Source organism: Streptomyces sp. MMCC 100, from assembly GCF_041538145.2.
GTDB lineage: Bacteria > Actinomycetota > Actinomycetes > Streptomycetales > Streptomycetaceae > Streptomyces.
On the sequence record NZ_JBGORK020000001.1, the window covers coordinates 6,400,948 to 6,426,148 of the forward strand.

At 72.6% G+C, this 25,201-nt stretch carries 16 protein-coding genes and 1 pseudogene; 8 read left to right on the top strand and 9 right to left on the bottom strand.

The genetic code is table 11. The annotated features are described in order from the left end of the window. Positions 1 to 154 precede the first annotated feature (154 nt). The 3 genes from ABS735_RS29505 to ABS735_RS29515 form a co-directional block, all read right to left on the bottom strand. Entirely contained in the window at positions 155 to 922 is a 768-nt protein-coding gene (locus ABS735_RS29505; protein WP_133889582.1) for an enoyl-CoA hydratase/isomerase family protein, read from the bottom strand. A gap of 131 nt (positions 923 to 1,053) precedes the next feature. Then, complete coding sequence (locus ABS735_RS29510; RefSeq protein ID WP_373904491.1) at positions 1,054 to 2,256, bottom strand: L,D-transpeptidase; 1,203 nt, start codon at positions 2,254 to 2,256, stop codon at positions 1,054 to 1,056. 155 nt (positions 2,257 to 2,411) lie between these two features. Beyond that, positions 2,412 to 3,662, bottom strand: coding sequence for a L,D-transpeptidase (locus ABS735_RS29515; protein WP_373904492.1), 1,251 nt, complete (start codon positions 3,660 to 3,662; stop codon positions 2,412 to 2,414). Positions 3,663 to 3,817: 155 nt separating this feature from the next. On the opposite strand from ABS735_RS29515, the gene glgX reads away from it, so the two are divergent. Beyond that, positions 3,818 to 6,127: a glycogen debranching protein GlgX gene (gene glgX / locus ABS735_RS29520; RefSeq protein ID WP_373904493.1), complete on the top strand. Its 2,310-nt coding sequence runs from the start codon at positions 3,818 to 3,820 to the stop codon at positions 6,125 to 6,127. Positions 6,128 to 6,217: 90 nt separating this feature from the next. On the opposite strand, the gene ABS735_RS29525 is transcribed toward glgX, so the two are convergent. The 4 genes from ABS735_RS29525 to ABS735_RS29540 are packed head-to-tail and all read right to left on the bottom strand — an operon-like array spanning position 6,218 to position 9,848. Beyond that, positions 6,218 to 6,877 carry a response regulator gene (locus ABS735_RS29525; protein WP_373904494.1) on the bottom strand — a complete coding sequence of 220 codons (660 nt, stop codon included), beginning with the start codon at positions 6,875 to 6,877 and terminating at the stop codon, positions 6,218 to 6,220. Positions 6,878 to 6,895: 18 nt separating this feature from the next. Next, the gene (locus tag ABS735_RS29530) at positions 6,896 to 8,149 is read right to left on the bottom strand and encodes a sensor histidine kinase (protein ID WP_373904495.1); all 1,254 of its coding nucleotides are present in this window, start codon (positions 8,147 to 8,149) and stop codon (positions 6,896 to 6,898) included. A gap of 50 nt (positions 8,150 to 8,199) precedes the next feature. After that, on the bottom strand, positions 8,200 to 8,949 hold the full coding sequence (locus ABS735_RS29535; protein WP_373904496.1) for an ABC transporter permease: 750 nt from the start codon (positions 8,947 to 8,949) through the stop codon (positions 8,200 to 8,202). Beyond that, positions 8,946 to 9,848: an ABC transporter ATP-binding protein gene (locus ABS735_RS29540; RefSeq protein ID WP_373904497.1), complete on the bottom strand. Its 903-nt coding sequence runs from the start codon at positions 9,846 to 9,848 to the stop codon at positions 8,946 to 8,948. The genes ABS735_RS29535 and ABS735_RS29540 overlap by 4 nt, the downstream gene beginning before the upstream one ends. 171 nt (positions 9,849 to 10,019) lie before the next feature. Between ABS735_RS29540 and ABS735_RS29545 the strand changes: the two genes are divergently transcribed. From ABS735_RS29545 to ABS735_RS29570, 6 genes are all read left to right on the top strand, one after another. Beyond that, positions 10,020 to 11,915 carry an ABC transporter ATP-binding protein gene (locus ABS735_RS29545; RefSeq protein WP_373904498.1) on the top strand — a complete coding sequence of 632 codons (1,896 nt, stop codon included), beginning with the start codon at positions 10,020 to 10,022 and terminating at the stop codon, positions 11,913 to 11,915. Continuing rightward, complete coding sequence (locus tag ABS735_RS29550) at positions 11,912 to 13,795, top strand: ABC transporter ATP-binding protein (protein WP_373904499.1); 1,884 nt, start codon at positions 11,912 to 11,914, stop codon at positions 13,793 to 13,795. The genes ABS735_RS29545 and ABS735_RS29550 overlap by 4 nt, the downstream gene beginning before the upstream one ends. Beyond that, a complete protein-coding gene (locus ABS735_RS29555; RefSeq protein WP_373904500.1) occupies positions 13,792 to 15,612 on the top strand; it encodes an ABC transporter transmembrane domain-containing protein in 1,821 nt (606 codons plus the stop codon). Before ABS735_RS29550 ends, ABS735_RS29555 begins: the two co-directional genes overlap by 4 nt. After that, a complete protein-coding gene (locus ABS735_RS29560; RefSeq protein ID WP_373904501.1) occupies positions 15,609 to 17,366 on the top strand; it encodes an ABC transporter ATP-binding protein in 1,758 nt (585 codons plus the stop codon). Before ABS735_RS29555 ends, ABS735_RS29560 begins: the two co-directional genes overlap by 4 nt. A gap of 294 nt (positions 17,367 to 17,660) precedes the next feature. Beyond that, positions 17,661 to 19,718, top strand: a complete 2,058-nt coding sequence (locus tag ABS735_RS29565; RefSeq protein ID WP_373904502.1) for a M4 family metallopeptidase — start codon at positions 17,661 to 17,663, stop codon at positions 19,716 to 19,718. Positions 19,719 to 20,053: 335 nt separating this feature from the next. Next, on the top strand, positions 20,054 to 21,703 hold the full coding sequence (locus tag ABS735_RS29570; protein ID WP_373904503.1) for a M4 family metallopeptidase: 1,650 nt from the start codon (positions 20,054 to 20,056) through the stop codon (positions 21,701 to 21,703). A 60-nt stretch (positions 21,704 to 21,763) separates the two neighbouring features. Here the strand turns inward: ABS735_RS29570 and ABS735_RS29575 are convergent. Further along, positions 21,764 to 21,868 (bottom strand): annotated as a pseudogene (locus ABS735_RS29575) (HAD family acid phosphatase); the annotation flags it as partial. Positions 21,869 to 22,004: 136 nt separating this feature from the next. Here ABS735_RS29575 and ABS735_RS29580 point away from each other — a divergent pair. Next, entirely contained in the window at positions 22,005 to 22,514 is a 510-nt protein-coding gene (locus ABS735_RS29580) for a DUF1990 family protein (RefSeq protein WP_373904504.1), read from the top strand. Positions 22,515 to 22,542: 28 nt separating this feature from the next. On the opposite strand, the gene ABS735_RS29585 is transcribed toward ABS735_RS29580, so the two are convergent. Continuing rightward, entirely contained in the window at positions 22,543 to 25,161 is a 2,619-nt protein-coding gene (locus ABS735_RS29585) for a glycosyltransferase family 1 protein (protein WP_373904505.1), read from the bottom strand. Positions 25,162 to 25,201: the final 40 nt, after the last annotated feature.

The window sequence follows — 25,201 nt, forward strand, 5'->3', positions numbered from 1 at the left end:
CGACGGACTCCCTCGACAAGGCGCGCTTAATGGTGCGTTAAGGCTGCCATAAACCGCCCCATCGAGGGACCCGGACCAGACATCGCGTCAATTGCAAGAGGTACGGAGCGACTTCGGGTGAGACGGGCGTCTCCCCGCGGGAGGCACGGAGGCGTCAGAGGAACTTCGCCTTGCCGGGGCCCTCTTCCACGAAGCTGCGCATCCCGCGCTCGCGGTCCTCCGTGGCGAACAGGCCCGCGAACCAGTTCCGCTCGACGGCGAGGCCGGTCTCGATGTCCGTCTCCAGACCCGTGTCGATCGCCTCCTTCGCCGCGCGCAGCGCGATGGCGGGACCCTTCGCGAGCCGTGCGGCCCAGGCGTGCGCCTGCTCGTAGACCTCGGCGGCCGGCACGACGCGGTCCACCAGTCCGATGGCCAGCGCCTCGTCGGCCTTCACCTGGCGGCCGGTGAAGATCAGGTCCTTGGCCTTGGAGGGACCGACCAGCCGGGACAGCCGCTGGGTACCGCCGGCGCCCGGGATCAGGCCGAGCAGGATCTCGGGCTGGCCCAGCTTGGCGTTCTCCCCGGCGATCCGGAAGTCGGCGCAGAGGGCGAGCTCGCAGCCGCCGCCCAGCGCGTAGCCGGTGACGGCCGCGACCACCGGCTTGGGGATGCGGGCCACCGCGGTGAAGGAGTCCTGGAGGGCGCGGGACCGCGCGATCATCGCCGCGTGGTCCATCACCTGCATCTCCTTGATGTCCGCGCCCGCCGCGAACACCTTCTCGCCGCCGTGGATCACCACGGCGCGTACGTCGTCGCGCCGGGTGACCTCCTCGGCCAGCTCCTTCAGCCGGTCCTGGGTGGCGACGTCCAGCGCGTTCATGGGCGGGCGGTCCAGGCGCAGCGTGCCGACGCCGTCCGCGACTTCGAGGATTACGGTCATGCTCCGCAGGTTAGCGGGCGTTCACGTGCCGTGGGGTTCGCGGGTGCGTTGTCGGCTCACGGCCGCGGTGGGTTGCTCGCGCCCACGCGGCGGAGCCGCAGATCGATACGGCCCCGCGCCCCCTACGCGGCTTACGCCTTCCACTTCTCCCAGGACATGTTCCAGCCGTTGAGGCCGTTGTCCGGGGCGATGGTCGCGTCCTCGGAGTTCTTGACCACGACCACGTCGCCGACGATCGAGTTCTCGAAGAACCAGGCGGCCGGCGCCTTCTCGTCCCAGCCCCCGCGCACGTCGCGCAGACCGATGCAGCCGTGGCTGGAGTTGCGGTTGCCGAAGGCGTCGCCGCCCCAGTAGTTGCCGTGGATGAAGGTGCCCGAGGTGGACAGCCGCATGGCGTGCGGGACGTCCTTGATGTCGTATTCGGAGCCGTAGCCGACCGTCTCGCTGTTCATCCGGGTCACCGCGAGCCGCTCGGTGATGACCATCTGGCCGTTCCAGGTCTCGTAGCCGGGCGCGCCGGTGGTGACGGGGACGGTCCTGACGGTCTTGCCGTCCCGCACGACCTTCATCGTGTGCTTCTTGGCGTCCACGACGGAGACCTGGCTGCGCCCGACGGTGAAGGACACGGTCTTGGTCTGCTCGCCGTAGACGCCCTCGCGGCCCTGGACACCGTCGAGCTTCAGGTCGACGGTGACCTTGGTGCCGGCCTTCCAGTACTTCTCGGGCCGGAAGTCGAGGCGGTCGTTGCCGAACCAGTGGCCCTCGACCTCGACGGCCGGCTCGGTCTTGACGGTGATGGCCTTCTCGACGTCCTCCGGGTTGGTGATGCCCCGGGTGAAGCGGATCGAGAACGGCATGCCGACGCCGACCTTCGAGCCGTCCTCCGGCGTGAAGGTGCCGACGAAGGTGTTCTTCGGCGTCAGGGTGGTGAAGCGGGAGTCCTCGGCGGCCGTGCGGCCCTCGGAGTCCTTGGCGACCGCGTGCACGGTGTACGTGGTGGCGGCGGCCAGGTGGGTGGACGGCGTCCAGGCGGCGCCGTCCCCGGTTATCTTCCCGTCGACCTTCGCGCCCTTGCCGTCCTTGACCACGACCTCGGTCAGCCTGCCCTTCGCGGCGCCGACCTTCAGGGCGCCGCTGGTGTCGACCGCCTTGGCCCCGTTCTCCGGGGCGATCGTGACGACTGCCTCGGACTGCTTGCTCTGTGCCGCGGTGGAGTCCTTGGCCTTCTCCCCCTTGCCGTCCCCGGCCCCCGAGCCCGAGCCGCTGCCACCGCATGCGGTGACGGTCAGCATCAGCAGCCCGAGTACCGCCCCCGCCATCGGACGCACGTTCACCTTGTCTCCCCTCGCCGGGCCTGGTCGGGCCCGCGCCCCAGTGCGCCCGCGCGCGCACCGGCGCATCGTAACCGCAGGCCAGGGGGTTGAGGGACAGGTGAATTGTCACCGTTCCGTACCGAGTTGGCGGCCGGGCGGCGGGAGTTGCTTCGGCGTCACTTCACCGCGCTGCCCGCCTTCCACTCCTTCCACTTCATGTTCCAGCCACTCAGCCCGTTGTCGGGGGCGACCGTCTTGTCCTTGCTGTGGACCACCTCGACGACGTCGCCGATGAGGCTGCGGTCGAAGAACCAGCCCGCCGGGGTGTCCGAACCGCCGCCCTTGTCGTCGCGCAGCCCGACGCAGCCGTGGCTGACGTTGGCCCGGCCGAAGGTGTCGGCGGGGGCCCAGTAGTTGCCGTGCAGGAAGGTGCCCGAGCTGGTGAGGCGGATGGCGTGCGGGACGTCGGGGATGTCGTACTCGCCGCCGAAGCCGACCGTGCGGCTGTTCATGCGGGTGACCTCCAGCATCTCGGTGATCACCATCCGGCCGTTGTAGGTGGGCGTCGTCGGCGCCCCCGCGGTGATCGGCACGGTGGCCAGCAGCGTGCCGTCGCGGCGCACCTCCATCGTCCGTTCGAGGGCGTCGACGCGGGAGACCTGGCTGCGGCCGACGGTGAAGGAGAACGTCTTGTGCTGGAGTCCGTACACCCCCCTCGCGCCCTCGACGTCCCGCAGCTTCAGGTCGACGGTGACCTCGGTGCCGGGCTTCCAGTACTCCTTCGGCCGGAAGTCGAGGCGGTCCTTGCCGAACCAGTGGGGGCGGATCTCGGTGGCGGGCTTCGCGGTGACCGTGACGGCGCGTTCGACGGCGGCGCGGTGGGTGATCTCGCGGTTGAACTCCAGCGAGACGATCATGCCGGTGCCGACGACCGAGCGGTTCTCGGGGGCGACGTAGGCGATGAAGCGTTCCTCCGGGACCCGGGTGGTGAACGTGGTGTGCCGGGCCGAGCGGTGTCCGCCGCCGTCCAGGGCGACGGCGTCGACCGTGTACTTGGCGGCGAGGGCCAGCCGGTCGTCGTCGGGCCGCCAGCTCAGGCCGTCCTCGGAGATCCGGCCGGGCACCGGGGTCTCCTGCGCGTCCTGCGACCTGACCACCTTCACCGACTCCAGGCGCCCGTCGGGCACCCTCACCGACAGCTTCCCGTCCGGCCGGACGGCCTTGCTCCCGTCGTCGGGGGTGATGCGGATGACGTCCTCGGCGGCGGGTTGTTTGCCGAACATCTCGCCGATGCCCGAGCCGATGCCGGACCCGACGCCGCCGCCGTCCGAGGTGCATCCGGCGGCCCCGGCCAGCAGTCCTGCCCATGTCAGTAGGGCGGCCAGAGCGGCGCCCGCGCGCCGTGCGCGCCCGTGTACGTGCCTCACATCCACCCGTAACGACCGGTGGGCCCTGGGGAAACGTGAGTGCGAGCCACCCGGTGGGCAGAACTGTGGGGAGGACGACGCGACGGGGAGCAGCGGCCGGGACGCCGCGCGCCCTCCTGCCGGACGTCGTTCCACGAGCCGTGGGAGGCTGACAGGTGTCCAGCGCAGCCGAGCAGGAGGCGGCGGCCGGGAAGCGGGCCGCCGCGGACGGGCAGGTCACCGCGGACGGGCGGGCCACCGCGGACGGGCGCCCCGCCGTCGTGGTGAACGGCGCGCGGCGCGCCGCTCCGCCACCCGCCGTGCCGGCCCGGCCGGGCACCCCGGTGCCGCTGGGCGCCCGGTTCCGGACCGGCCCGGACCAGGTGGCGGGAACCAACTTCGCGCTGTGGGCGGGCGGGGCTGAGGCGGTGGAGCTGTGCCTGTTCGACGGGCCGGGTCCCGGCGCCAGGGAGAGCCGGGTGCGGCTGACCGAGCTGACGCACGAGATCTGGCACGGCTTCGTGCCGGGCGTCCGGCCCGGGCAGCGCTACGGCTACCGGGTGCACGGCCCCTGGGACCCGTGGACCGGCGCCCGCTGGAACCCGGCGAAGCTGCTCCTCGACCCGTACGCCCGCGCCGTGGACGGCGCCAAAGGGAATGATTACAGCGCGCTGCCGCCCGAGGTGTACGGGCACGTCCGCGACTGGCCGGAGCAGCGGGTGGCGGACACCGTGCGCGACGACCGGGACTCGGCGCCGTACGTCCCGAAGGGCGTCGTGGTCCACGACGACGACGACTGGTCGGACGACCGCCGGCCCAAGACACCGTGGGCGGACTCGGTCATCTACGAGCTGCACGTGCGCGGCTTCACCAAGCTCCACCCGGACATCCCGCCCGAGCTGCGCGGCACGTACGCGGGCCTCGCGCACCCGGCGGCGATCGGGCACCTGACGCGGCTGGGCGTGACGGCGGTGGAGCTGCTGCCGGTGCACCAGTTCGCGCACGAGAGCCACCTGCTGGAGCGCGGCCTGCGCAACTACTGGGGCTACAACTCGGTCGGCTACTTCGCCCCGCACGCCGCCTACGCCGCCTCCGGTACCACCGGTGAGCAGGTCGGCGAGTTCAAGCGGATGGTGCGCGCGCTGCACGCGGCCGGCATCGAGGTGATCCTCGACGTGGTCTACAACCACACCGCCGAGGCCGGCGAGCTGGGCCCGACGCTCTCCCTGAAGGGCATCGACAACCGCGGTTACTACCGCCTCCAGCCCGACGCGCGCCGGTACGCCGACTACACCGGCTGCGGCAACACCCTGCACGTCGTCCAGCCGCACGTGCTGCGCCTGATCACCGACTCGCTGCGGTACTGGGTCACCGAGATGGGCGTGGACGGCTTCCGCTTCGACCTGGCGGCGGCGCTGGCCCGCTCGATGCACGACGTCGACATGCTCTCCCCGTTCCTCGCGGTGATCGCCCAGGATCCGGTGCTGCGCCGGGTGAAGCTGATCGCCGAGCCGTGGGACGTCGGCTCGGGCGGCTACCAGGTGGGCGCCTTCCCGCCGCTGTGGACCGAGTGGAACGACCGGTACCGGGACGCCGTGCGGGACTTCTGGCGGCACGGGCTGCCGGACGTGCGGGAGATGGGGTACCGCCTGTCGGGCTCCAGCGACCTGTACGCGTGGGGCGGACGGCGGCCGTACGCCTCGGTCAACTTCGTCACCGCGCACGACGGCTTCACGCTCCGCGACCTGGTGTCGTACGAGCGCAAGCACAACGAGGCCAACGGCGAGGGCAACCGGGACGGCACGGACGACAACCGGTCCTGGAACTGCGGCGCGGAGGGCGAGACGGACGACGCGGAGGTGCGTGCGCTGCGCCGCCGCCAGCTCCGCAACCTGCTGACCACGCTGCTGCTGTCGACCGGGGTGCCGATGCTCGTCGCGGGCGACGAGATGGGCCGCACCCAGCGCGGGAGCAACAACGCCTACTGCCAGGACAACGAGATCGGCTGGGTGGACTGGAGCCTGCTGGACGACCCGGAGTGGCGCCCGCTGTTCGAGCTGGCCTCCCGGCTGATCGCCCTGCGCCACCGGCACCCGGTCCTGCGCCGCCGGGCCTTCTTCTCCGGCCGCGCCTACTCCGCGGACGGCCTGCGCGACCTGGCCTGGTTCACCGCGGGCGGTACGGAGATGACGGAGCGGGACTGGTACGCCCCCGCCGCCACCCTCGGCATGTATCTGTCCGGGCGGGACATCCCGGGCCGCGACGAGCACGGCGACCCGATCGTCGACGACAGCTTCCTGGCCGTCCTCCACGCGGGCGGGGAGCCGGCCGGCTTCGTCCTGCCCGGTCCCCCGTGGGCGGAGCGGTACGAGGTGGTCGTGGACACCGGCCGGGAGGAGCAGGGCGGGGCACCGGGTGTCACGCATCCGGCGGGGGCGGAGATCACGGTACCGGGGCGAACGGTGCTGCTGCTGCGGGCGGGGTGAACGCGGGCGGGTCCGAAGCCGCGGACGGCGCCCGGGTCCGAAACCGCGTCGGGCGGCACGGGTCCGAAGCCGCGTCGGGTGGCGGCCGGTTCAGCCGAGGATGCCCCGGTCGTAGGCCGTCGCGACGGCCGCCGCCCGGTCGCTCACGCCGAGTTTGGCGTACAGGTGGGTGAGGTGGGTCTTGACGGTCGCCTCGCTGATGAACAGCTCCCGGGCGATCTCCTTGTTGGAGGTGCCGCGCGCCACCAGGGCGAGCACCTCGCGCTCGCGGGCGGAGAGGGGCTCGCCGCCGGGGGTCTTGGAGGCGCGGACGGCGGAGACCAGCCTGGAGGCGACCGCCGGGGAGAGGACCGTGTGCCCCTCGGCCGCCGCGCGGACCGCGGTGAACAGGTCCTCGCGGGGCGCGTCCTTGAGGAGGTAGCCGGTCGCGCCCGCCTCGATCGCGGGCAGGGTGTCGGAGTCGGTGTCGTACGTGGTGAGCACGAGCACCCTCGCGCGGGCGCCGCGCCGGGTCAGCTCCCGGATGGCATCCACACCCGAACCACCCGGCATCCGCAGGTCCATGAGGATCACGTCGGGGTCGAGCGCGGCGGCCCGTTCCAGCGCCTCGACGCCGCTCGCCGCCTCGCCGAGGACCCGGAAGCCCGGCGCGGACTCGAACATGCCGCGCAGGCCGTCGCGGACCACGGGGTGGTCGTCGACGACGAGGAGGGAGATCGCGGCGTCATCGGTCGCGGCGTCATCGGTCATGGCTCATCGGTCATGGCGTCATCGGTCATGGCGGACCAACGGTACGCGAGCGGAGACGGCCGTGCCGTACCCCGGTTCCGCCTCCACGGCGAGCGAACCGGCGATGCGCTCGGCGCGGGCCCGCATGCCGTCGAGGCCGAAGCCGCCGGCGGGAGTGCGCTCCCGCGCGGTCAGCGGGTCGAAGCCCCGGCCGTCGTCGCGGATGTCGAGGGTGACCTCGTCGCCCATGTAGGAGAGGGTGACGCCGACCCGGTCGGCGGCGGCGTGCCGGGCCGTGTTGGACAGGGCCTCCTGGGCGATGCGCAGGAGCGTGGCGGCGACCTCGTCGTGGAGGTGTTCGGCGGTGCCGGTGACGGTGAACCGGGCCTGGACGCCGGTGCGCCCGCCCCACTCGGTGACCGTCTTCTTCAGCGCGTCCGGCAGTCCGTCGTCGGCCAGCGCGACCGGCGAGAGGTTGTGCACGGAGCGGCGGGCCTCGCCGAGGCTGTGCCGGGCCAGGGCGAGGGCCCGGTCCAGGTGCTCGCGGCCGAGCGCCGGGTCCGGGGTGGCCGCCACGACCTGGAGCTGGGCGATGATGCCGGTCAGGCCCTGGGCGAGGGTGTCGTGGATCTCGGCGGCCAGCCGCCTGCGCTCGTCGGCGACCCCGGCCTCCCGTGCCTGGACGAGGAGCTGGGCGTGGAGCGCGGCGTTCTCGTCGAGGGCCTGCTGCAGGGCGGTGTTGGTGCGCTCCAGTTCGGTGATGGTCTCGACGCGGGCGCGGCTGCGGGCCTCCTCCAGCGCGGCGAAGTGCGCGAAGAGGGCCACCAGCATGCTGTTGACGGTGAGGATCGCGCCGAACAGCACCCACCCCATGACCCCGTTCGGCGGCAGCCCGCCGGACTGCGAACCCGCGAGGGTGACGGCGGTGGCGAACAGCCCGGCCCGGCACAGCCGGCGCGGCAGCAGGTGCTGGGCGCCGAAGTAACCGACGACCGCGTAGAAGGCGAACAGCGGGTTCAGCCAGGTGAGGGCGAAGCCGAGGGCCCAGCGGACGACGTAGTAGCAGGTGCCGGCCGGGGACGGTTCGGGGCGGGTGCGCGCGGCCCGGTTCCACCACAGCTGCAGCACGACGGCCGCGCCGATCAGGGCGCCGCTCGCCCGGCGTTCGCCGGTCGTCATGCCGATGGCGTCGGCGGCCGACCAGGCGACCAGGGTCCCGACGGCCAGCAGGGCGTACGGTCCCCAGCGGTGGAACGCCGCCCACCGCTCGTCGACCGCCGTCGTCTCCGTCATGGCGTCATTGTCGGACACGCCGCCGTCTCCCCACTCCCTCTCGCTTCCGGTCACTCCCAGCGGAACCAGCGCGAGGCCGCCGCCGTGAGCAGCACCGTCCAGGCCGCCGGCACCGCCAGGTGGGACCAGCCCGGCCAGTCGCCCGCCGCCGCCTCGTTGAGGGCCTGCGCGGCGGCGCCGAACGGGGTCCAGCCGACGATGCGGGCCAGCAGGTCCGGCATGGCCTGCACCGGCAGCCACACGCCCGCGCAGAACATCGCCGGGAACAGCGCGGCCGACCCGATCGCGCCGGCGATCTTCGTGGTGCGGGACAGCGCGGAGAGCACGGCGCCCAGGGAGAGCGCGGCGAGCACGGCCAGCAGCAGTGCCAGGAGGTAGCCGAGGGGCTGGGCGGGCAGGCTCACGTCGAAGGCGAGCCGGCCGACCGCGAGCGCGAGAAGCGCCGAGACCAGGGCAGCCGCGCCGCACACCACCATCTGGGCGGACAGCAGCGCCGCCGGACGCACCGGCGTGGCGGACATCCGGCGCAGGATGCCGCGCTCCCGGTAGCCGGTGAGGACCTGGGGCATGCCCTGCAGCCCGCCGACGGTCAGGCCCAGGAGCACGGCCACCGGCACATAGGCGTCGACCGGGCGCAGCCCGCCGAAGGAAGCGTCGGCCTCGCGGAAGGACGGGATGGAACCGAGGATCACCAGCAGCAGGGTCGGGAACGCCAGCATCCAGAACAGGGCGCCCGGTTCGCGGCTGAACAGCCGCAGCTCGGTCTTCAGTACGGCGGTGTCGAAGACGTCGGTGGTCATGCGGTGGCCTCCGTGAGGTCCAGGAAGGCGTCGTCCAGCGTGGTGTCGGTGACCCGGAGCTGGTGGGCGGTGACGCGGGTGCGGGCGAGCAGGGTGACGACGGCGTTGACCGTCTCGTCCGTGCCGGACAGGGTGACGCGGCCGTCCTTGAACTCCACGGAGACGAGCTCGGGCAGTGCGCGCAGGTCCGCCTCGTCCAGGGGCACGGACGGGGTGAAGCTGATGACGGTGGCGCCCGCCGAGCGCCGGATCAGCCCGGCCGGGGTGTCCAGGGCGACGACCCGGCCCCGGTCGATCACCGCGATCCGGTCGCACAGCCGCTGGGCCTCCTCCATGAAGTGGGTGACCAGCAGGACGGTGACCCCGCCCGAGCGGATGTCCTCGATGAGCCGCCAGGTCTCCCGGCGGGCGCGCGGGTCCAGGCCGGTGGTCAGCTCGTCCAGCACGACGACACGGGGGTCGCCGACCAGCGCGAGCGCGATGAACAGGCGCTGCTTCTGACCGCCGGAGAGCTTGCCGAACCGGGTGTCCAGCATCGGGGCGAGGTCGAGCCGCTCGGCGAGCGGGCGCCAGTCGGCCGGCTTCGGGTAGAAGGCGGCGTACAGCTCCAGGGCCTCGCGGACGGTGAGCTTGGGCTGGAGTTCGCTCTGCTGGAGCTGGGCGCCGAGGACCTCGGCGACCCGCTGGTGGTCGGCGACGGGGTCGAGCCCGGCGACGCGGACCCGGCCGGCGTCGGGGACGCGCAGTCCCTCGACGCACTCGACGGTGGTGGTCTTGCCGGCTCCGTTGGGGCCGAGGACGCCGAAGATCTCGCCTTCCTCGACGGCGAAGGACACACCGTCGACGACGGGTCGGCCGCCGTAGGACTTGCGCAGGTCGGTGACTTGGATGACGGGCATGGCACCAGCCTCCCGGCGGCCGGGGGGCCGGCACATCGGCCGACGCGCTCGAAGGCGCATCAGCCGAACGGTCGATGCCCCCGTACGACCCCTGCGGGGCTTCCGTACGACCCCGGGCGGGCTCGAAAACTCGGTGGGCAGTGTCAGTGGCGAACCGTAGGCTCGCTGCTGATGCCCACGACACCTGCCCCCGCCCCGGATCTCGCCCCCGAATCCGCTCCGGAACCCGTCCCGGACGCTGCCGAGAAGCGTTCCACCGTACGTGCCCTGCTGCGGCTGTGGCCCTATGTACGGCCGGTGCGCGCACGGTTGGGGACGGCCGCGGTGACAGCGATCCTCGCCTCCTGCGTGGGGCTGGTGATCCCGCTCGTCCTGAAGTGGATGGTGGACGGGCCGATCGCCGACGGCGACCCGGCGGGCGTGTGGCTCGGGGCGCTGTACCTGCTGCTCCTCGGGCTGGCGGAGGCGCTGCTGTTCGGGCTGCGGCGGTGGCTGGTGGCCCGGCCGCTGGCGGGGGTCGAGGCGGGGATGCGCGCGGACCTGTACCGGCATCTGCAACGGCTGCCGGTGGCCTTCCACGACCGCTGGGCCTCGGGGCAGTTGCTGTCGCGCGGGACGACCGACCTGATGCTGCTCCGCATGTTCCTCGCCTTCCCGCTGACGTTCCTGCTGGTCAACGGCGTCACGATCCTGGTCGGCGTGGGCATCATGCTGGTCCAGGACTGGACGCTGGGGCTGGTCATCCTCGGGCCCGCCATCCCGGTGATGATCACCTGCGGGATCTTCGAGAAGAAGTACTCCGCGGTGGCGCGGCGCGCGCAGGACCAGGTCGGGGATCTGACGACCGTGGTCGAGGAGAGCGTGCTCGGCATCCGGATCATCAAGGGCTTCGGCAGGCACCGCAGCCAGGCCCGTGCCTTCCACGAGCTGTCGCACACGCTGCGGGGCACGGAGCTGCGCAAGGCGCGGCTGCTGGCGGCCATCTGGGCGGTCATCGTGACGCTGCCCGAGGTGGCGATCGGTGCCGCGCTGGTGGTCGGGGCGGTGCAGGTGGCGGACGGGTCGCTGTCGGCGGGGACGCTGGTGGCGTTCCTGTCCACGGCGCTGGCGCTGCGGTGGCCGGTGGAGTCCATCGGCTTCCTGCTGGCGATGAGCCAGGAGGCGGCGACGGCCACGGACCGGTACTTCGAGGTGATGGACGCGGAGGTCGAAACGCAGGGTGTCGCCGGCGAACGTGCGCTGGTGCGGGGAGGTGGCGAGCGCAGCCCGGCGGAGCGGGGTGCCGCTGCGGCGGGCGGACTACGGTTCGAGAACGTCCGGTTCCGGTACCCCGACGCAGCCCCCGACTCGCCGCCCCTTCTGACGGACGTCAACCTGCACATCCGCTCCGGTGAGTCCATGGCCCTGGTCGGCGCCACCGGCAGTGGCAAGACGACGCTGACCGCGCTCGTCCCCCGCCTGCACGAGGTGACCGAGGGCCGGATCACGCTGGACGGCGAGGACATCACCGCCCTGTCCCGCGAGGAGCTGCGCTCGATGGTCGCCGTGGCCTTCGAGGAGCCCACCCTTTTCTCGGCCACCGTCGGTGAGAACGTGCTGATGGGGACCGGCGAGGGCGCCGGCGAGGAGGAGCTGGACCGTGCGCTCGCCGTCGCGCAGGCCGACTTCGCGCACGCGCTCCCCCAGGGCACCGGCACCCAGGTCGGCGAGCAGGGCCTCAGCCTCTCCGGCGGCCAACGTCAGCGCCTCGCGCTCGCGCGGGCGGTGGTGGGCAGACCGAGGTTCCTCGTCCTGGACGACCCGCTGTCCGCGCTGGACGTGCACACGGAGGCCGCCGTGGAGGCCGCCCTGCGGCAGGTCCTCGCGGACACCACCGCGCTGATCGTGGCCCACCGCCCCTCCACCGTCCTGCTCGCCGACCGCGTCGCCCTGCTCTCCGAGGGCCGGATCACCGCCGTCGGCACCCATCACGAACTGCTGCGCACCAGCCCCGAGTACGCCCATCTGATGTCCGGGCTCGACGGGCACGAGAACGACGAGGGATCCCAGGAAGGGGACGGCAGATGACCGCGCCCACGGCCACGGCGCCGGAGAGGGACCAGCCGGAGGACCCCGGGCACGGGGACCCGGCCGAGGCTGCGACCCGCACCGCCGACGACGAGTCGTTCGACCAGGACGTCCTGCCCAGCCCGCCGGGCGCGACCCGCGCCCTGCTGCGCTCCCTGCTGTCGCCGATGAAGGCACGCGTCGCCCTCACCGTCCTCCTCCTGCTGCTCCAGCAGGCGGCCGTGCAGGCGGGCCCGCTGCTGGTGGCGTACGCCATCGACCACGCCGTGCCGGCCCTGCGGGACGACGACCACGGTCCGCTGATCGCGGTGGGCGCCGGCTATCTGCTGTGCTCGCTGGCAGCGGGCTCGCTCCAGTACGCCTTCATCGCCGCCGCGGCCCGCGTCAGCCAGGACGTGCTGCTCGACCTGCGCGGCCGCATCTTCCGGCACGCGCAGGCGCTGAGCGTCGACTTCCACGAGCGCTACACCTCGGGCCGTCTCATCTCCCGCTCCACCACGGACGTGGAATCCCTGCGCGAACTGCTCGACGAGGGCCTGCAGGAGCTGGTGACGGTCATCCTCTCCTTCGTCTACATCGCCGCGCTGCTGCTCTGGCTGGACCTCGGCCTCGGCTCCGTCGCGGTGGCGTCGTTCGTGCCGCTGTACGCACTGGTGCGGCTCTACCAGCGGCGCGCGGGGCGGGTGTACCGGCAGCGGTCCACGGCGATCGCGGCGGTGATCGTGAAGTTCGTGGAGACGATGAACGGCATCCGGCCGGTGCGCGCCTTCCGCCGGGAGGCCGCCAACGACGCCGACTTCGCGGTCCTGAACCACCGTCACGAGCGGACCAACGGCGACGCGCTGCTGGAGATGGCCCGTTATGTCGTCGGTTCCCGGCTGGTCGCCAACACGGCCGTCGCGGGGATCGTGCTGTGGGGCGCCTACCGGGTCGCCGACGGCACACTGGCGCTCGGTGTGCTGGCGGCGGCGGTGCTGTACCTGCGCCGGCTGTACGACCCGATCGACCGGCTCGGCATGTTCCTGAACTCCTACCAGTCGGCGGCGGCCTCGCTGGAGAAGATCGCCGGGCTGCTGGCCCGGACGCCGTCGGTGCCCGAGCCGACCGCGCCGAAGGAGCTGCCGCGGCTGGAGTCGGAGCACCCCGGCCGCGAGGTCGTCTTCGAGTCGGTGAGCTTCGGCTACCGCACCGGCGGCGAGGTGCTGCCGTGCTTCGAGCTGACGCTCCCGGCCGGGCAGACGGTCGCCGTCGTGGGCTCGACCGGCGCGGGCAAGTCGACGCTGGCCAAACTGCTCGCCCGGTTCTACGACCCCTCGGGCGGGCGGGTCCTGCTGGACGGCACCGACCTGCGCGACCTGGCCGTGCCGGAACTGCGGCGCGGGGTGGTGATGGTGACGCAGGAGGCGTTCCTGTTCTCCGGCACGGTCGCGGACAACATCGCCATCGGCCGTCCGGAGGCGACGCGGGAGGAGATCGAGCGGGCCGCGAAGGCGATCGGCGCCCATGACTTCATCGCCGCGCTGCCCGACGGCTACGACACCGACGTCCGTAAGCGGGGCGGCCGTATCTCCGCCGGTCAGCGGCAGCTCGTGGCGTTCGCGCGGGCGCTGCTCGCGGACCCGGCGGTGCTGATCCTGGACGAGGCGACCAGTTCGCTGGACATCCCCGGGGAGCGGGCGGTGCAGCGGGCGATGACGACGGTGCTGAAGGGCCGTACGGCGGTGGTGATCGCTCACCGGCTGTCCACCGTGGAGATCGCCGACCGGGTGCTGGTGATGGAGCACGGCCGGATCGTCGAGGACGGCGCCCCGGACGAACTGATCGCCGGCACGGGCCGGTTCGCGGACCTGCACCGGGCGTGGCGGGACAGCCTGGCATGAGGATCGACGCGTACGAGGATCCGGGTACGCCGGACCGCCGGGGCGGCTGGCGGTACCTGGGGTGGCTGGTCGCGCGGCAGTGGCCGCGGTGTCTGGCGGGGGCGGTGATGTCGAGCGTCTGGATGGTGCTGCTGGCCGCGACGCCGTATCTGACGGCCCGGGCGGTCGACCACGGCCTGGAGCCCGGTGACCTGGGCGCGCTGGCGGTCTGGACGGGCGCCATGGTCGCCGTCGGCGGGGTCAACGCGTGGCTGGGCATGATGCGGCACCGCACGATGACGAAGGTGCGGATGGACGCCAACTTCCGCACCGTCAAGGTGGTCGTCGGCCACGCGACGCGGCTGGGAGCGGCGCTGCGCGGTCAGGTGGGGACCGGCGAGGTCGTCACCATCGGGGTGGGCGACGTGCAGACCATCAGCACGTCCCTGACGGCCGTGGGGCCGGGCGTCGGGGCGGTGGTCGCCTACGCGGCGGTCGGCGGACTGATGCTGTCGGTGTCGACCCGGCTCGCCCTGGTGGTGCTGCTCGGGGTGCCGCTGCTCGGGGTGGTGCTCGGCCCGCTGATGGGACGCCTGCAGGGCAGGGAGACCGAGTACCGGGAGCGGCAGTCCGTACTGACCGCGCGGATCGGCGACCTCGCGGGCGGGCTGCGGGTGCTGAACGGGCTGGGCGGCAAGGGCCTGGTCGCGGACGCCTTCCGCAGGGACTCGGGCCGGCTGCGCGAGCAGGGCTACCGGGTCGGCGCGGTGACCAGCTGGATCCAGGCCCTCGGGGTGGGGCTGCCGATGCTGTTCCTGGCCCTGGTGACCTGGCTGGGCGCCCGGCTGGCCGCGCAGGGGCACATCAGCGTGGGCGAACTGGTGTCGGTGTACGGCTATGTCGTGGCGCTGGGCTGGCCGGTGGCGTTCCTCATCGAGATGGGCCACCAGCTCAGCCGCGGCGTGGTGGCCGCCCGCCGGGTCGTCGCCTTCCTGCGCCTGGAGCCGGAACCGGACGAGGGCACCCGGGACGCCCCCGCGGAACCCTCGGTGCTCCACGATCCCGCCTCGGGCGTACGGATCGCCCCCGGCCGCCTGACCGCCCTGGTCACGTCCCGCCCGTCCGACGCCGGCGACGTACTGGACCGCCTGGGCCGCTACACACCGTCGGACGCGACCTGGGGAGACGTCCCCCTGACCGAGATCCCCCTCCCCCAGATCCGCTCCCGCATCCTGGTGGCGGACGCGGAGGCAGACCTCTTCGCGGGCACCCTGGGCGCTGTAATAGGCGTTCCGGATACTGGCCCGAGGGGCGCGGGCAGTGTCGATCTGCTGCCCCGCCGCGTGGGCGCGACCAGCCACGACACACCCGCAGAAGCCGAACAACCGGCCGCGGCAGACGAATTGGCGCACCTCACGCACGCCATCCACACGGCCGCCGCCGAGGACATCGTCCGGGGCCTGCCCGACGGGCTCAACACCCAGGTCGCGGCCCAGGCCCACGACCTGTCCGGCGGCCAACGCCAGCGCATCCGCCTGGCAAGGGCCCTGCTGACCGACCCCGAAGTCCTCCTCGCCGCGGAACCCACCTCCGCCCTGGACGCCCACACCGAAGCCACCGTGGCCGACCGGCTCAGACGCGCCCGCAAGGGCCGTACCACCGTGCTGGCCGCCACCTCGCCGCTCCTGCTCGACCGCGCGGACGTCGTACACCACCTGGTCGACGGCAAGGTCGCGGCAACCGGCACACATCGCGAACTCCTGGACGCGGAGCCGGGATACCGCGCCCTGGTCGCGCGGGACTCCGAGGGCGCCGAAGAAGGGGAGCCGGCCCGATGACACAGCTGCCCGTGGCCGAGCGCACCGACGTCCGCCGCGCGGCAGCCGGCCTCGTACGCGCCGACCGGAGGTCCTTCGCCGTCGTCCTGGGCCTCAACGCGCTGGCCGCGCTGGCCGGGCTCGCGGGGCCGTGGCTGCTGGGCCGCATCGTCGACGAGGTGCGCGACGGGGGCGGGGTCGACGCCGTGGACCGGATGGCCCTCGCCATCCTGCTCTGCTCGCTGGCGCAGTTGCTGCTGGCCCGCTGGGCGCGGTACGTGGGACACCGGTTCGGGGAACGGACGCTCGCCCGGGTGCGCGAGCGGTACGTGGACCGGGCGCTGGCGCTGCCCGCGTCGGTGGTGGAGCGGGCGGGGACCGGGGACCTGACGACGCGCGGCACCGCCGACGTGACCACCGTCGGCACGACGCTGCGCGACGCCGGCCCCGAGCTGCTGGTCAACGCGGTGCAGGCGCTGTTCCTCACCGGCGCGGTGTTCGTACTCGACCCGCTGCTCGGCCTGGTCGGGGTGCTGGGTCTGACGCCGGCCTGGCTCGCGCTGCGCTGGTACCTGCGCCGGGCACGGGCGGCCTATCTCGCCGAGGGCGCGGCCGGCTCGGACGTCGCGGAGAGCCTGGCGGCCACGGTGTCGGGGGCCCGCACGGTCGAGGCGTTCGGGCTGGCCGAGCGGCGCGTCACGACGAACCATGAGGCGCTGGAGGTCTCGCGGCGCACCCGGTTCCGCACGCTGTTCCTGCGCAGTGTGTTCTTCCCGGCGGTGGACGTCTCCTACGTCCTCCCCGTGGCGGGCGTGCTGCTGCTCGGCGGGGTCCTGCACGCGCACGGGTCGGCGAGCCTCGGCGCGGTGGTGTCCTGTGCCGTGTACCTCCAGCAGCTGTCCGGACCGCTCGACGAGGTGCTGATGCGGACCGAGCAACTGCAGGCCGGTGCGGCCTCCTTCGCCCGGGTGGAGGGGCTGGCGGGCGCGCCGCGGGCGACGGCGGACGAGTCGGCGGTCCCGGCGGACGACCGTATCGACGTGTCCGGGGTGCGGTACGCCTACGACCGGGGCGGCCAGGTGCTGCGCGGGGTGGACCTGACCGTGCGGCCGGGCGAGCGGCTGGCGGTCGTCGGGCCGTCGGGGGCGGGCAAGACCACGCTCAGCCGGCTGCTGGCCGGCGTCGACGCGCCGACGGAGGGCTCGGTGACGGTGGGCGGGGTGCCCGTGGTCGCCCTGGGTCCGGAACGGCTGCGCCGTCAGGTGGTGCTGGTCACCCAGGAGCACCACGTGTTCCTGGGCACGGTCCGCGACAATCTCCTCATCGCCGAACCCGCGGCCACCGACGCGCAGTTGTGGGCGGCGCTCGCCGCGGTGGGCGCCGAGGAGTGGGTGCGGGAACTTCCCGACGGCCTCGGCACCGAGCTGGGGGCGAAGGAGCACGCGCACTCCACGGACGGCTCGCAGGCCCAGCAGCTCGCCCTGGCCCGGGTGGTGCTGGCCGACCCGCACACGCTGATCCTGGACGAGGCCACCGCCCTGCTGGACCCGACGACGGCCCGCCACACGGAGCAGGCGCTGGCCGCCGTGCTGAAGGGCCGTACGGTCATCGCCATCGCGCACCGTCTGCACACCGCGCACGACGCCGACCGGGTGGCGGTGATGGAGGACGGCCTGCTGACCGAGCTGGGCACCCACGACGAACTGGTGGCGTCGGGCGGGGCGTACGCGGCCCTGTGGGGTTCCTGGCACGGGCAGCCGTCCGCCGGTTACTGACCGACCGGACAGCAGCCGGACCGGGACGGCGACGATTCCGTTTATCGAACGTGAACGCCCGGTCAACGAACCATTTCCAGCCAACTTAGTGACGCGCTCCTGACAAGTAGCGCTTTCTCCTGCCACTCTTCCGTCGGCCCCTTCACAGTGCCCCCACAGCTTCCCCACGAGCGCTGTGCCGCGGCCAGCTCCTAGCACGTGGTTTCTGCGTACCGCACAGTTCCGCCCGGCCGGCCACCCGCCGACCGGTCTCCCCTGGCCGCGCGACCCGCGGCCACGCAGAAGGAGTCAGTGTTGAGCAGCAGTACTCCCCACAGACGCACCTCCCACACCACCTCCCCCGCCTCCTTCCGCCGCGTCACGCACCGGCGTGCCGCGGCCGTCGCGCTGGCCGGTGTCGCCGCGCTGATCGCCACGGCGGTCCAGTCCGGCGCCGCCACCGCGGCCCCCGCCGGCCCGTCCCCCGCGAAGGGCGCCGAGCTGGTCCGGCTCACCCCGTCCCAGCGCGCGGAACTGATCCACGACGCCAACGCCACCAGGGCCGAGACCGCAGCCGAACTGGGCCTGGGCGCCAAGGAGAAGCTCGTCGTCCGGGACGTGCTCAAGGACCGGGACGGCACCCTGCACACCCGCTACGAGCGCACCTACGACGGTCTGCCCGTCCTCGGCGGCGACCTCGTGGTGGCCAGTGACGCGGGGAAGACGGAGCAGGTCGTCAAGGCCACGGCGAAGGCGATCAAGCCGGCCACCGTCACGCCGAAGATCTCCGCCGCGAAGGCCGAGTCGCAGGCGGTGTCCGCCGCGAAGGCCGCCGGCGCGGAGCAGCCGGACGCCGACCGCGCCCCGCGCAAGGTGATCTGGGCGGCGAACGGCACGCCCGTCCTGGCGTACGAGACGGTCGTGGGCGGCCTCCAGGAGGACGGCACCCCGAACGAGCTGCACGTCGTCACCGACGCCGCCACCGGCGCCAAGCTGTACGAGTACCAGGCCATCGAGAACGGCACCGGCCACACCACGTACAGCGGCACCGTGACGCTCGGCACCGCGCAGTCCGGGTCGTCGTACACCCTGACCGACACCGCGCGCGGCAACCACAAGACGTACAACCTGAACCGCGGCACGTCCGGCACCGGTTCGCTGTTCACCGACTCCGACGACGTGTGGGGCAACGGCAGCTCCTCCGACCCGGGGACCGCCGGCGCCGACGCGCACTACGGCGCCGCGCTGACCTGGGACTACTACAAGAACGTGCACGGCCGTTCGGGCATCCGCGGCGACGGTGCGGCCGCGTACAGCCGGGTCCACTACGGCAACAACTACGTCAACGCGTTCTGGTCGGACAGCTGCTTCTGCATGACGTACGGCGACGGGTACAACAACTCAAACCCGCTCACCGCCGTCGACGTGGCCGGGCACGAGATGACCCACGGCGTCACGTCCAACACCGCGGGCCTCAACTACAGCGGCGAGTCCGGCGGCCTGAACGAGGCCACGTCCGACATCTTCGGTACCGCGGTCGAGTTCTACGCCAACAACTCCTCGGACATCGGTGACTACCTCATCGGCGAGGAGATCGACATCAACGGCGACGGCACCCCGCTGCGCTACATGGACGAGCCCAGCAAGGACGGCGCGTCCAAGGACTACTGGTACTCGGGGATCGGCGGGGTGGACGTCCACTACTCGTCCGGTCCGGCCAACCACTTCTTCTACCTGCTGAGCGAGGGCAGCGGCACCAAGACGATCAACGGTGTCACCTACAACTCGCCCACCTCGGACGGCCTCCCGGTCACCGGCATCGGCCGCGCCAAGGCGGAGAAGATCTGGTTCCGCGCGCTGACCACCAAGTTCACGTCGACCACCAACTACGCGGGCGCCCGCACCGGCACCCTCGCGGCGGCCGGTGAGCTGTACGGCACCGACAGCGCCGAGTACACCGCGGTGGCGAACGCGTGGGCGGGCATCAACGTCGGCGCGCGGCCCGGTGGCGGCGACCCCGGTGACGGCACCACGTTCGAGAGCACCACGAACGTGAACATCCCCGACTACGGGTCGGCGGTGACCTCGTCCCTCACGGTCTCCGGGCGCACCGGCAAGGCGCCGAGCAACCTCCAGGTGGGGGTGGACATCGTGCACAGCTGGCGCGGTGACCTCCAGATCGACCTGGTCGCGCCCGACGGGTCGACGTACCGCCTGAAGAACAGCGGCTACGACCCGGCTGAGGACGTGCACGAGACCTACACGGTCAACGCCTCCTCCGAGACGGCCAACGGCACCTGGAAGCTGCGCGTCCAGGACCAGGGTCCGGCGGACACCGGTTACATCGACGCCTGGCGGCTCACCTTCCCGTAGGCCGGCCGGCCCCCCGGGTGCACCACCCCGAGTCAGGACGCCGCTCCGGAGGTTCGAATCCTCCGGGGCGGCGCCCTCTCCATGTCCGCCCGAACCTTCGCCTCCCGCCCGTTTTTTGCCAAGCACTTACGCCCGCCTTGTTGCCACTTGACCGAGGTCACGCGCCCTTCACATTTCCGCGACACATGTCCAGGCATCGGTTTTCGGCCAACATCATCACGCCCTCCTGACATGTACGCGCCTTCGGTGTCAGTCTTCCGTCACCCGCCGCACAACTTCGCAGTAACCGGCCGGACACCCCACGCCGACCGGATCCCCCCACCGAAGGAGCTTGTGTGTCCACCCTCTTCGCGCGCCACAAGCGCACCACGCTGGCCCTCGCCACCGCGGTCGCAGCCGGGGCGATGCTCACCACCGGTCTGACCGCGGGCAACGCCGCCGCCGACAGCAGCGCGCCGTCGGCGCTCCCGGGCGCCCCCGTCCTGCTGTCGGACACCGCCCGCAGCGCGCTCATCCAGGAGCAGCAGGCCGGCGCGGCCGGCGCCGCCCGAGAGATAGGCCTCGGCGCCAAGGAGAAGCTGGTCGTCAAGGACGTGGTCAAGGACCGCGACGGCAGCGTGCACACCCGCTACGAGCGCACCTACGACGGCCTGCCCGTCCTCGGCGGCGACCTCGTCGTGCACCGGTCGCGGTCCGGCGCCACCGAGAGCGTCACCAAGGCGACCAGAGCCGCCGTCGAGGTCGCCACCGTCACGCCGAAGGTCAAGGCGGCCAAGGCCGAGCAGCAGGCGCTGTCCGCCGCCCAGGACGCCGGGTCGTCGAAGACCGCGGCCGACTCCGCGCCCCGCAAGGTGATCTGGGCCGCCGAGGGCAAGCCCGTCCTCGCCTACGAGACCGTCGTCGGCGGCCTCCAGGACGACGGCACCCCGAACGAACTGCACGTCATCACCGACGCCGCCACCGGCGCCAAGCTGTACGAGTACCAGGGCATCGAGACCGGCTCCGGCAAGAGCCTGTACTCGGGCACGGTCGAACTCGGCACCACCAAGTCGGGCTCGTCGTACCAGCTGTACGACACCGGGCGCGGCGGCCACAAGACGTACAACCTGGCCCGCAGGACCTCCGGCACCGGAACCCTGTTCACCGACGCCGACGACGCCTGGGGCACCGGCGCCGCCTCCAGCGACCCCCAGGACCAGACCGCCGCCGTCGACGCCGCCTACGGCGCCCAGGTCACCTGGGACTTCTACAAGGAGAGCTTCGGCCGCAACGGCATCAAGAACGACGGCAAGGCGGCCTACTCCCGCGTCCACTACGGCAGCAACTACGTCAACGCCTTCTGGTCGGACAGCTGCTTCTGCATGACCTACGGCGACGGCACGGGCAACACCAACCCGCTGACCTCGCTGGACGTGGCCGGGCACGAGATGAGCCACGGCGTCACCTCCAACACCGCGGGCCTCAACTACAGCGGCGAGTCCGGCGGCCTCAACGAGGCGACCAGCGACATCTTCGGCACCGGCGTGGAGTACTTCGCGGGCAGCTCCGCCGACAAGGGCGACTACCTCATCGGCGAGCAGATCGACATCAACGGCGACGGCACCCCGCTGCGCTACATGGACAAGCCCAGCAAGGACGGCGCGTCCAAGGACTACTGGGACTCCGGCCTCGGCGGCGTCGACGTGCACTACTCGTCCGGTCCGGCCAACCACTTCTTCTTCCTGCTGTCCGAGGGCAGCGGGGCGCGGACGGTCGACGGGGTCGACTACGACTCCCCGACCTCCGACGGCTCCACCGTCACCGGCATCGGCCGGGACAAGGCACTGCAGATCTGGTACAAGGCGCTGACCGAGTACATGACGTCGACGACCGACTACGCCGACGCCCGCGCGGCGACCCTGAGCGCGGCGTCCGACCTGTACGGCGCCGACAGCACCGAGTACAAGACGGTGGGCGCGGCCTGGACCGCGATCAACGTGAACTGACCGGAAGCGGCGACACCGGCACAACACGGCGGGCGGCACCCGGAACCAGCGGTTCCCGGGTGCGTACCGGGCGAGCTGGGGGCTGCCGGGGACGGCCGGGCGGTCGGCGCGGTCGACGTAGGCGGCCCAGGTGGCGCCGTCGTAGCCGTAGTTGTTCTTCTTCTGGCCGGCCCACTTGCGGAAGTAGCCGTCCTCGCCGCCCGTCGCCTTCATCGTCTCGATCAGCTGGAGGCCGGTGCCAGCGCCTCCACCGAGCACCCGGAACCAGCGGTTCCCGGGTGCCGCCCTACTCTTGGTGACCATGTCCTTCACGTACGACGACGTCGGCGCCACCCGCGAGCAGGGCGCCTGCCCGCCCGGCTTCCGCCCCATGCACGTACGCACCCGCCTCGGGGAGGGCGAACCGGTGTTCCGGCGGGCGGTCGAGGCCGTGCTCACCTGGGAGATGCACCGGGAGATGGGCGTCGGCATCGACGCGAGCGCGGAGCGTGCCGCGCCCGGCGTCGACGTCACCGTCACGCTCGCCGGAATGATCAAGGCGCCCTGCCGGGTGGTGTGGACCCTGGAGGAGCCGCGCCGGGCCGGCTGGGCCTACGGCACGCTGCCCGGCCACCCGGAGTCCGGCGAGGAGGCCTTCGTGGTGGACCGCACGGGCGACGGGACGGTCTGGCTGACCGTGCACGCCTTCAGCCGCCCGGCCAAGTGGTACGCGAAGGCCGGGGGACCGGCCGCCCGCGCCTTCCAGCACGCCTACGCCCGCCGCTGCGGAACCGTACTGCGGCGGCTGAGCGGTGGCGACGAGGAGGACTGAGCCCTCCTCGTCGCCACCGCCCCGGTGCTCACCGCATCAGCAGGCCCGCCGCCTCCACCAGGTCACCCGAGGGCACCGCGACCAGGCCGGTCTCCACACCGGAGGCCAGCAGCCGGTGCGCGGGCAGGACGCGGACCGTGTAGCCGAAGGGGCCGGTGCGGTCCAGGGCGAGCGGCCCCTCGTAGACCCAGCGGCCCTCCAGGTCGGGCCCGCCCACCGGTTTCAGCGGCACCTTCGCCGCGTCGGTGATCCGGTCCTCGGAGTCCACCCGGCCGGAGACCGCCTGCACCTCCACGTCCTCCGGCGCGAGGTCACCGAGCTTCACCCGCACCCGCAGTGCGAGCGTGGTGCCGAGTTCGGCGCTGGCGGTGGCGGCGGACGTCTCCACGTGGTCGACGCTGACGCCGGGCCAGGCCGCCCGCACCCGCGTCTTCCACTCGGCGAGCCCGCGCGCGGAGTCCGGGTCCATCGCGCGGTGCGCCTCGGCGGCGGGGGCGTAGAGCCGCTCGACGTACTCGCGGACCATGCGGCCGGCCAGCACCTTCGGGCCGAGCAGGCTGAGGGTCCTGCGGACCATCTCCAACCACCGGTCGGGCAGCCCGCTCGCGCCCCGCTCGTAGAAGCGCGGGGTGATCCGCTGCTCCAGCAGGTCGTAGAGGGCGTTGGCCTCTATGGCGTCGCGCCGGTCGGGGTCGGTGCCCGCGCCGTCGGCGGTGGGGATCGCCCAGCCGAAGTCGGGCTGGTACCACTCGTCCCACCAGCCGTCCAGCACCGACAGGTTGAGGCAGCCGTTGAGCGCCGCCTTCATGCCGGAGGTGCCGCAGGCCTCCAGCGGCCGCAGCGGGTTGTTCAGCCAGATGTCGCAGCCCGGGTACAGCTTCTGCGCCATCGCCATGCCGTAGTCCGGCAGGAACACGATGCGGTGCCGCACCCGCGGGTCGTCCGCGAACCGCACCAGCTCCTGCACCAGCCGCTTGCCGCCGTCGTCCGCCGGGTGCGCCTTGCCCGCGACGACGATCTGGATCGGCCGCTCGGGATGCAGCAGCAGGTCCATCAGCCGGTCCCGGTCGCGCAGCATCAGCGTGAGGCGCTTGTACGACGGGACGCGCCGCGCGAAGCCGATGGTGAGCACGTCCGGGTCGAGGGCGTCGTCGATCCAGCCCAGTTCGGCCGTCCCGGCGCCGCGCTGCCGCCAGGAGGCGCGCAGCCGCTCGCGCACCTCCTCGACGAGCTGGGCGCGCAGGGTACGGCGCAGCTCCCAGATGTCCTGGTCGGGGATGTCGGCGACCGAGTCCCAGCGGTCCGAGCCGCCGACGGCCAGCGCGTCCTCGGCCCGCTGCGCGCCGATCTGCCGGGCGCCGAGCCGGAACACCTCGGGGGCCACCCAGGTCGGGGCGTGCACGCCGTTGGTGACGGAGGTGATGGGCACCTCGTCGGCGTCGAAACCGGGCCACAGTCCGGCGAACATCCCGCGGCTGACCCCGCCGTGCAGCAGGGAGACGCCGTTGGCGCGCTGGGCGAGCCTGAGGCCCATCACGGCCATGTTGAACAGGTTCGGCTCACCGCCGGGATAGGTCTCCATGCCGAGCCTGAGGACGCGTTCGACGTCGATGCGCGGGAGTTCGGAGTCGGGGCCGAAGTGTCGGGCGACCAGCTCGCGGTCGAAGCGGTCGATGCCGGCCGGGACGGGGGTGTGGGTGGTGAAGACGGTGCCGGCCCGCACCGCCTCAAGGGCGGAGCCGAACTCCAGCCCCTCGTCGCACAGTTCGGCGATGCGTTCCAGACCGAGGAAGCCGGCGTGGCCCTCGTTGGTGTGGAACACCTCCGGCGCGGCGTGGCCGGTGAGCCGGCAGTACGTGCGCACCGCCCGGACACCTCCTATGCCGAGCAGCATCTCCTGGAGGAGCCGGTGCTCGCTGCCGCCGCCGTAGAGCCGGTCGGTGACGCCGCGGTCGCCGGGGTCGTTCTCCTCGACGTCGGAGTCGAGCAGCAGCAGCGGCACCCGGCCGACCTGGGCGAGCCAGATGCGGGCCCGCAGCTCCCGGCCGCCGGGCAGCGCGAGGGCGACGTGCGCGGGGGTGCCGTCGCTCTCCTTGAGGGGCGCGAGGGGCAGCTCGTGGGGGTCGAGGACGGGGTAGTGCTCCTGCTGCCAGCCGTCCCGGGAGAGGGACTGGCGGAAGTAGCCGTGGCGGTAGAGCAGGCCCACTCCGACCAGCGGCACGCCCAGGTCGCTGGCCGCCTTGAGGTGATCACCGGCCAGGATGCCGAGGCCGCCGGAGTACTGCGGCAGCGCGGCGGTGATGCCGAACTCGGGCGAGAAGTAGGCCACGGCGGCGGGGAGTCGGCCCGGCTGGGCCTGGTACCAGCGGTCGCCGGTCATGTAGTGGTCGAGGTCGTCGGCCACCGCGGTCAGCCGGCGCAGGAAGCGCCGGTCCTCGGCCAGCTCCGCGAGACGTGCGGGCCGGACGGTGCCGAGCAGCCGTACCGGGTCGCGGCCGGACGCGGTCCAGCACTCGGGGTCGACGGACTGGAAGAGGTCGCGGGTCTCCGGGTGCCAGGACCAGCGCAGATTGCGGGCCAGATCACTGAGCGGCCGGAGGGGGTCGGGGAGAACGGGACGGACGGTCAGTCGACGGATCGCCTTCACCCTGACGACGTTACCGCGCGATGTGTCCCTTGTTGGGGCC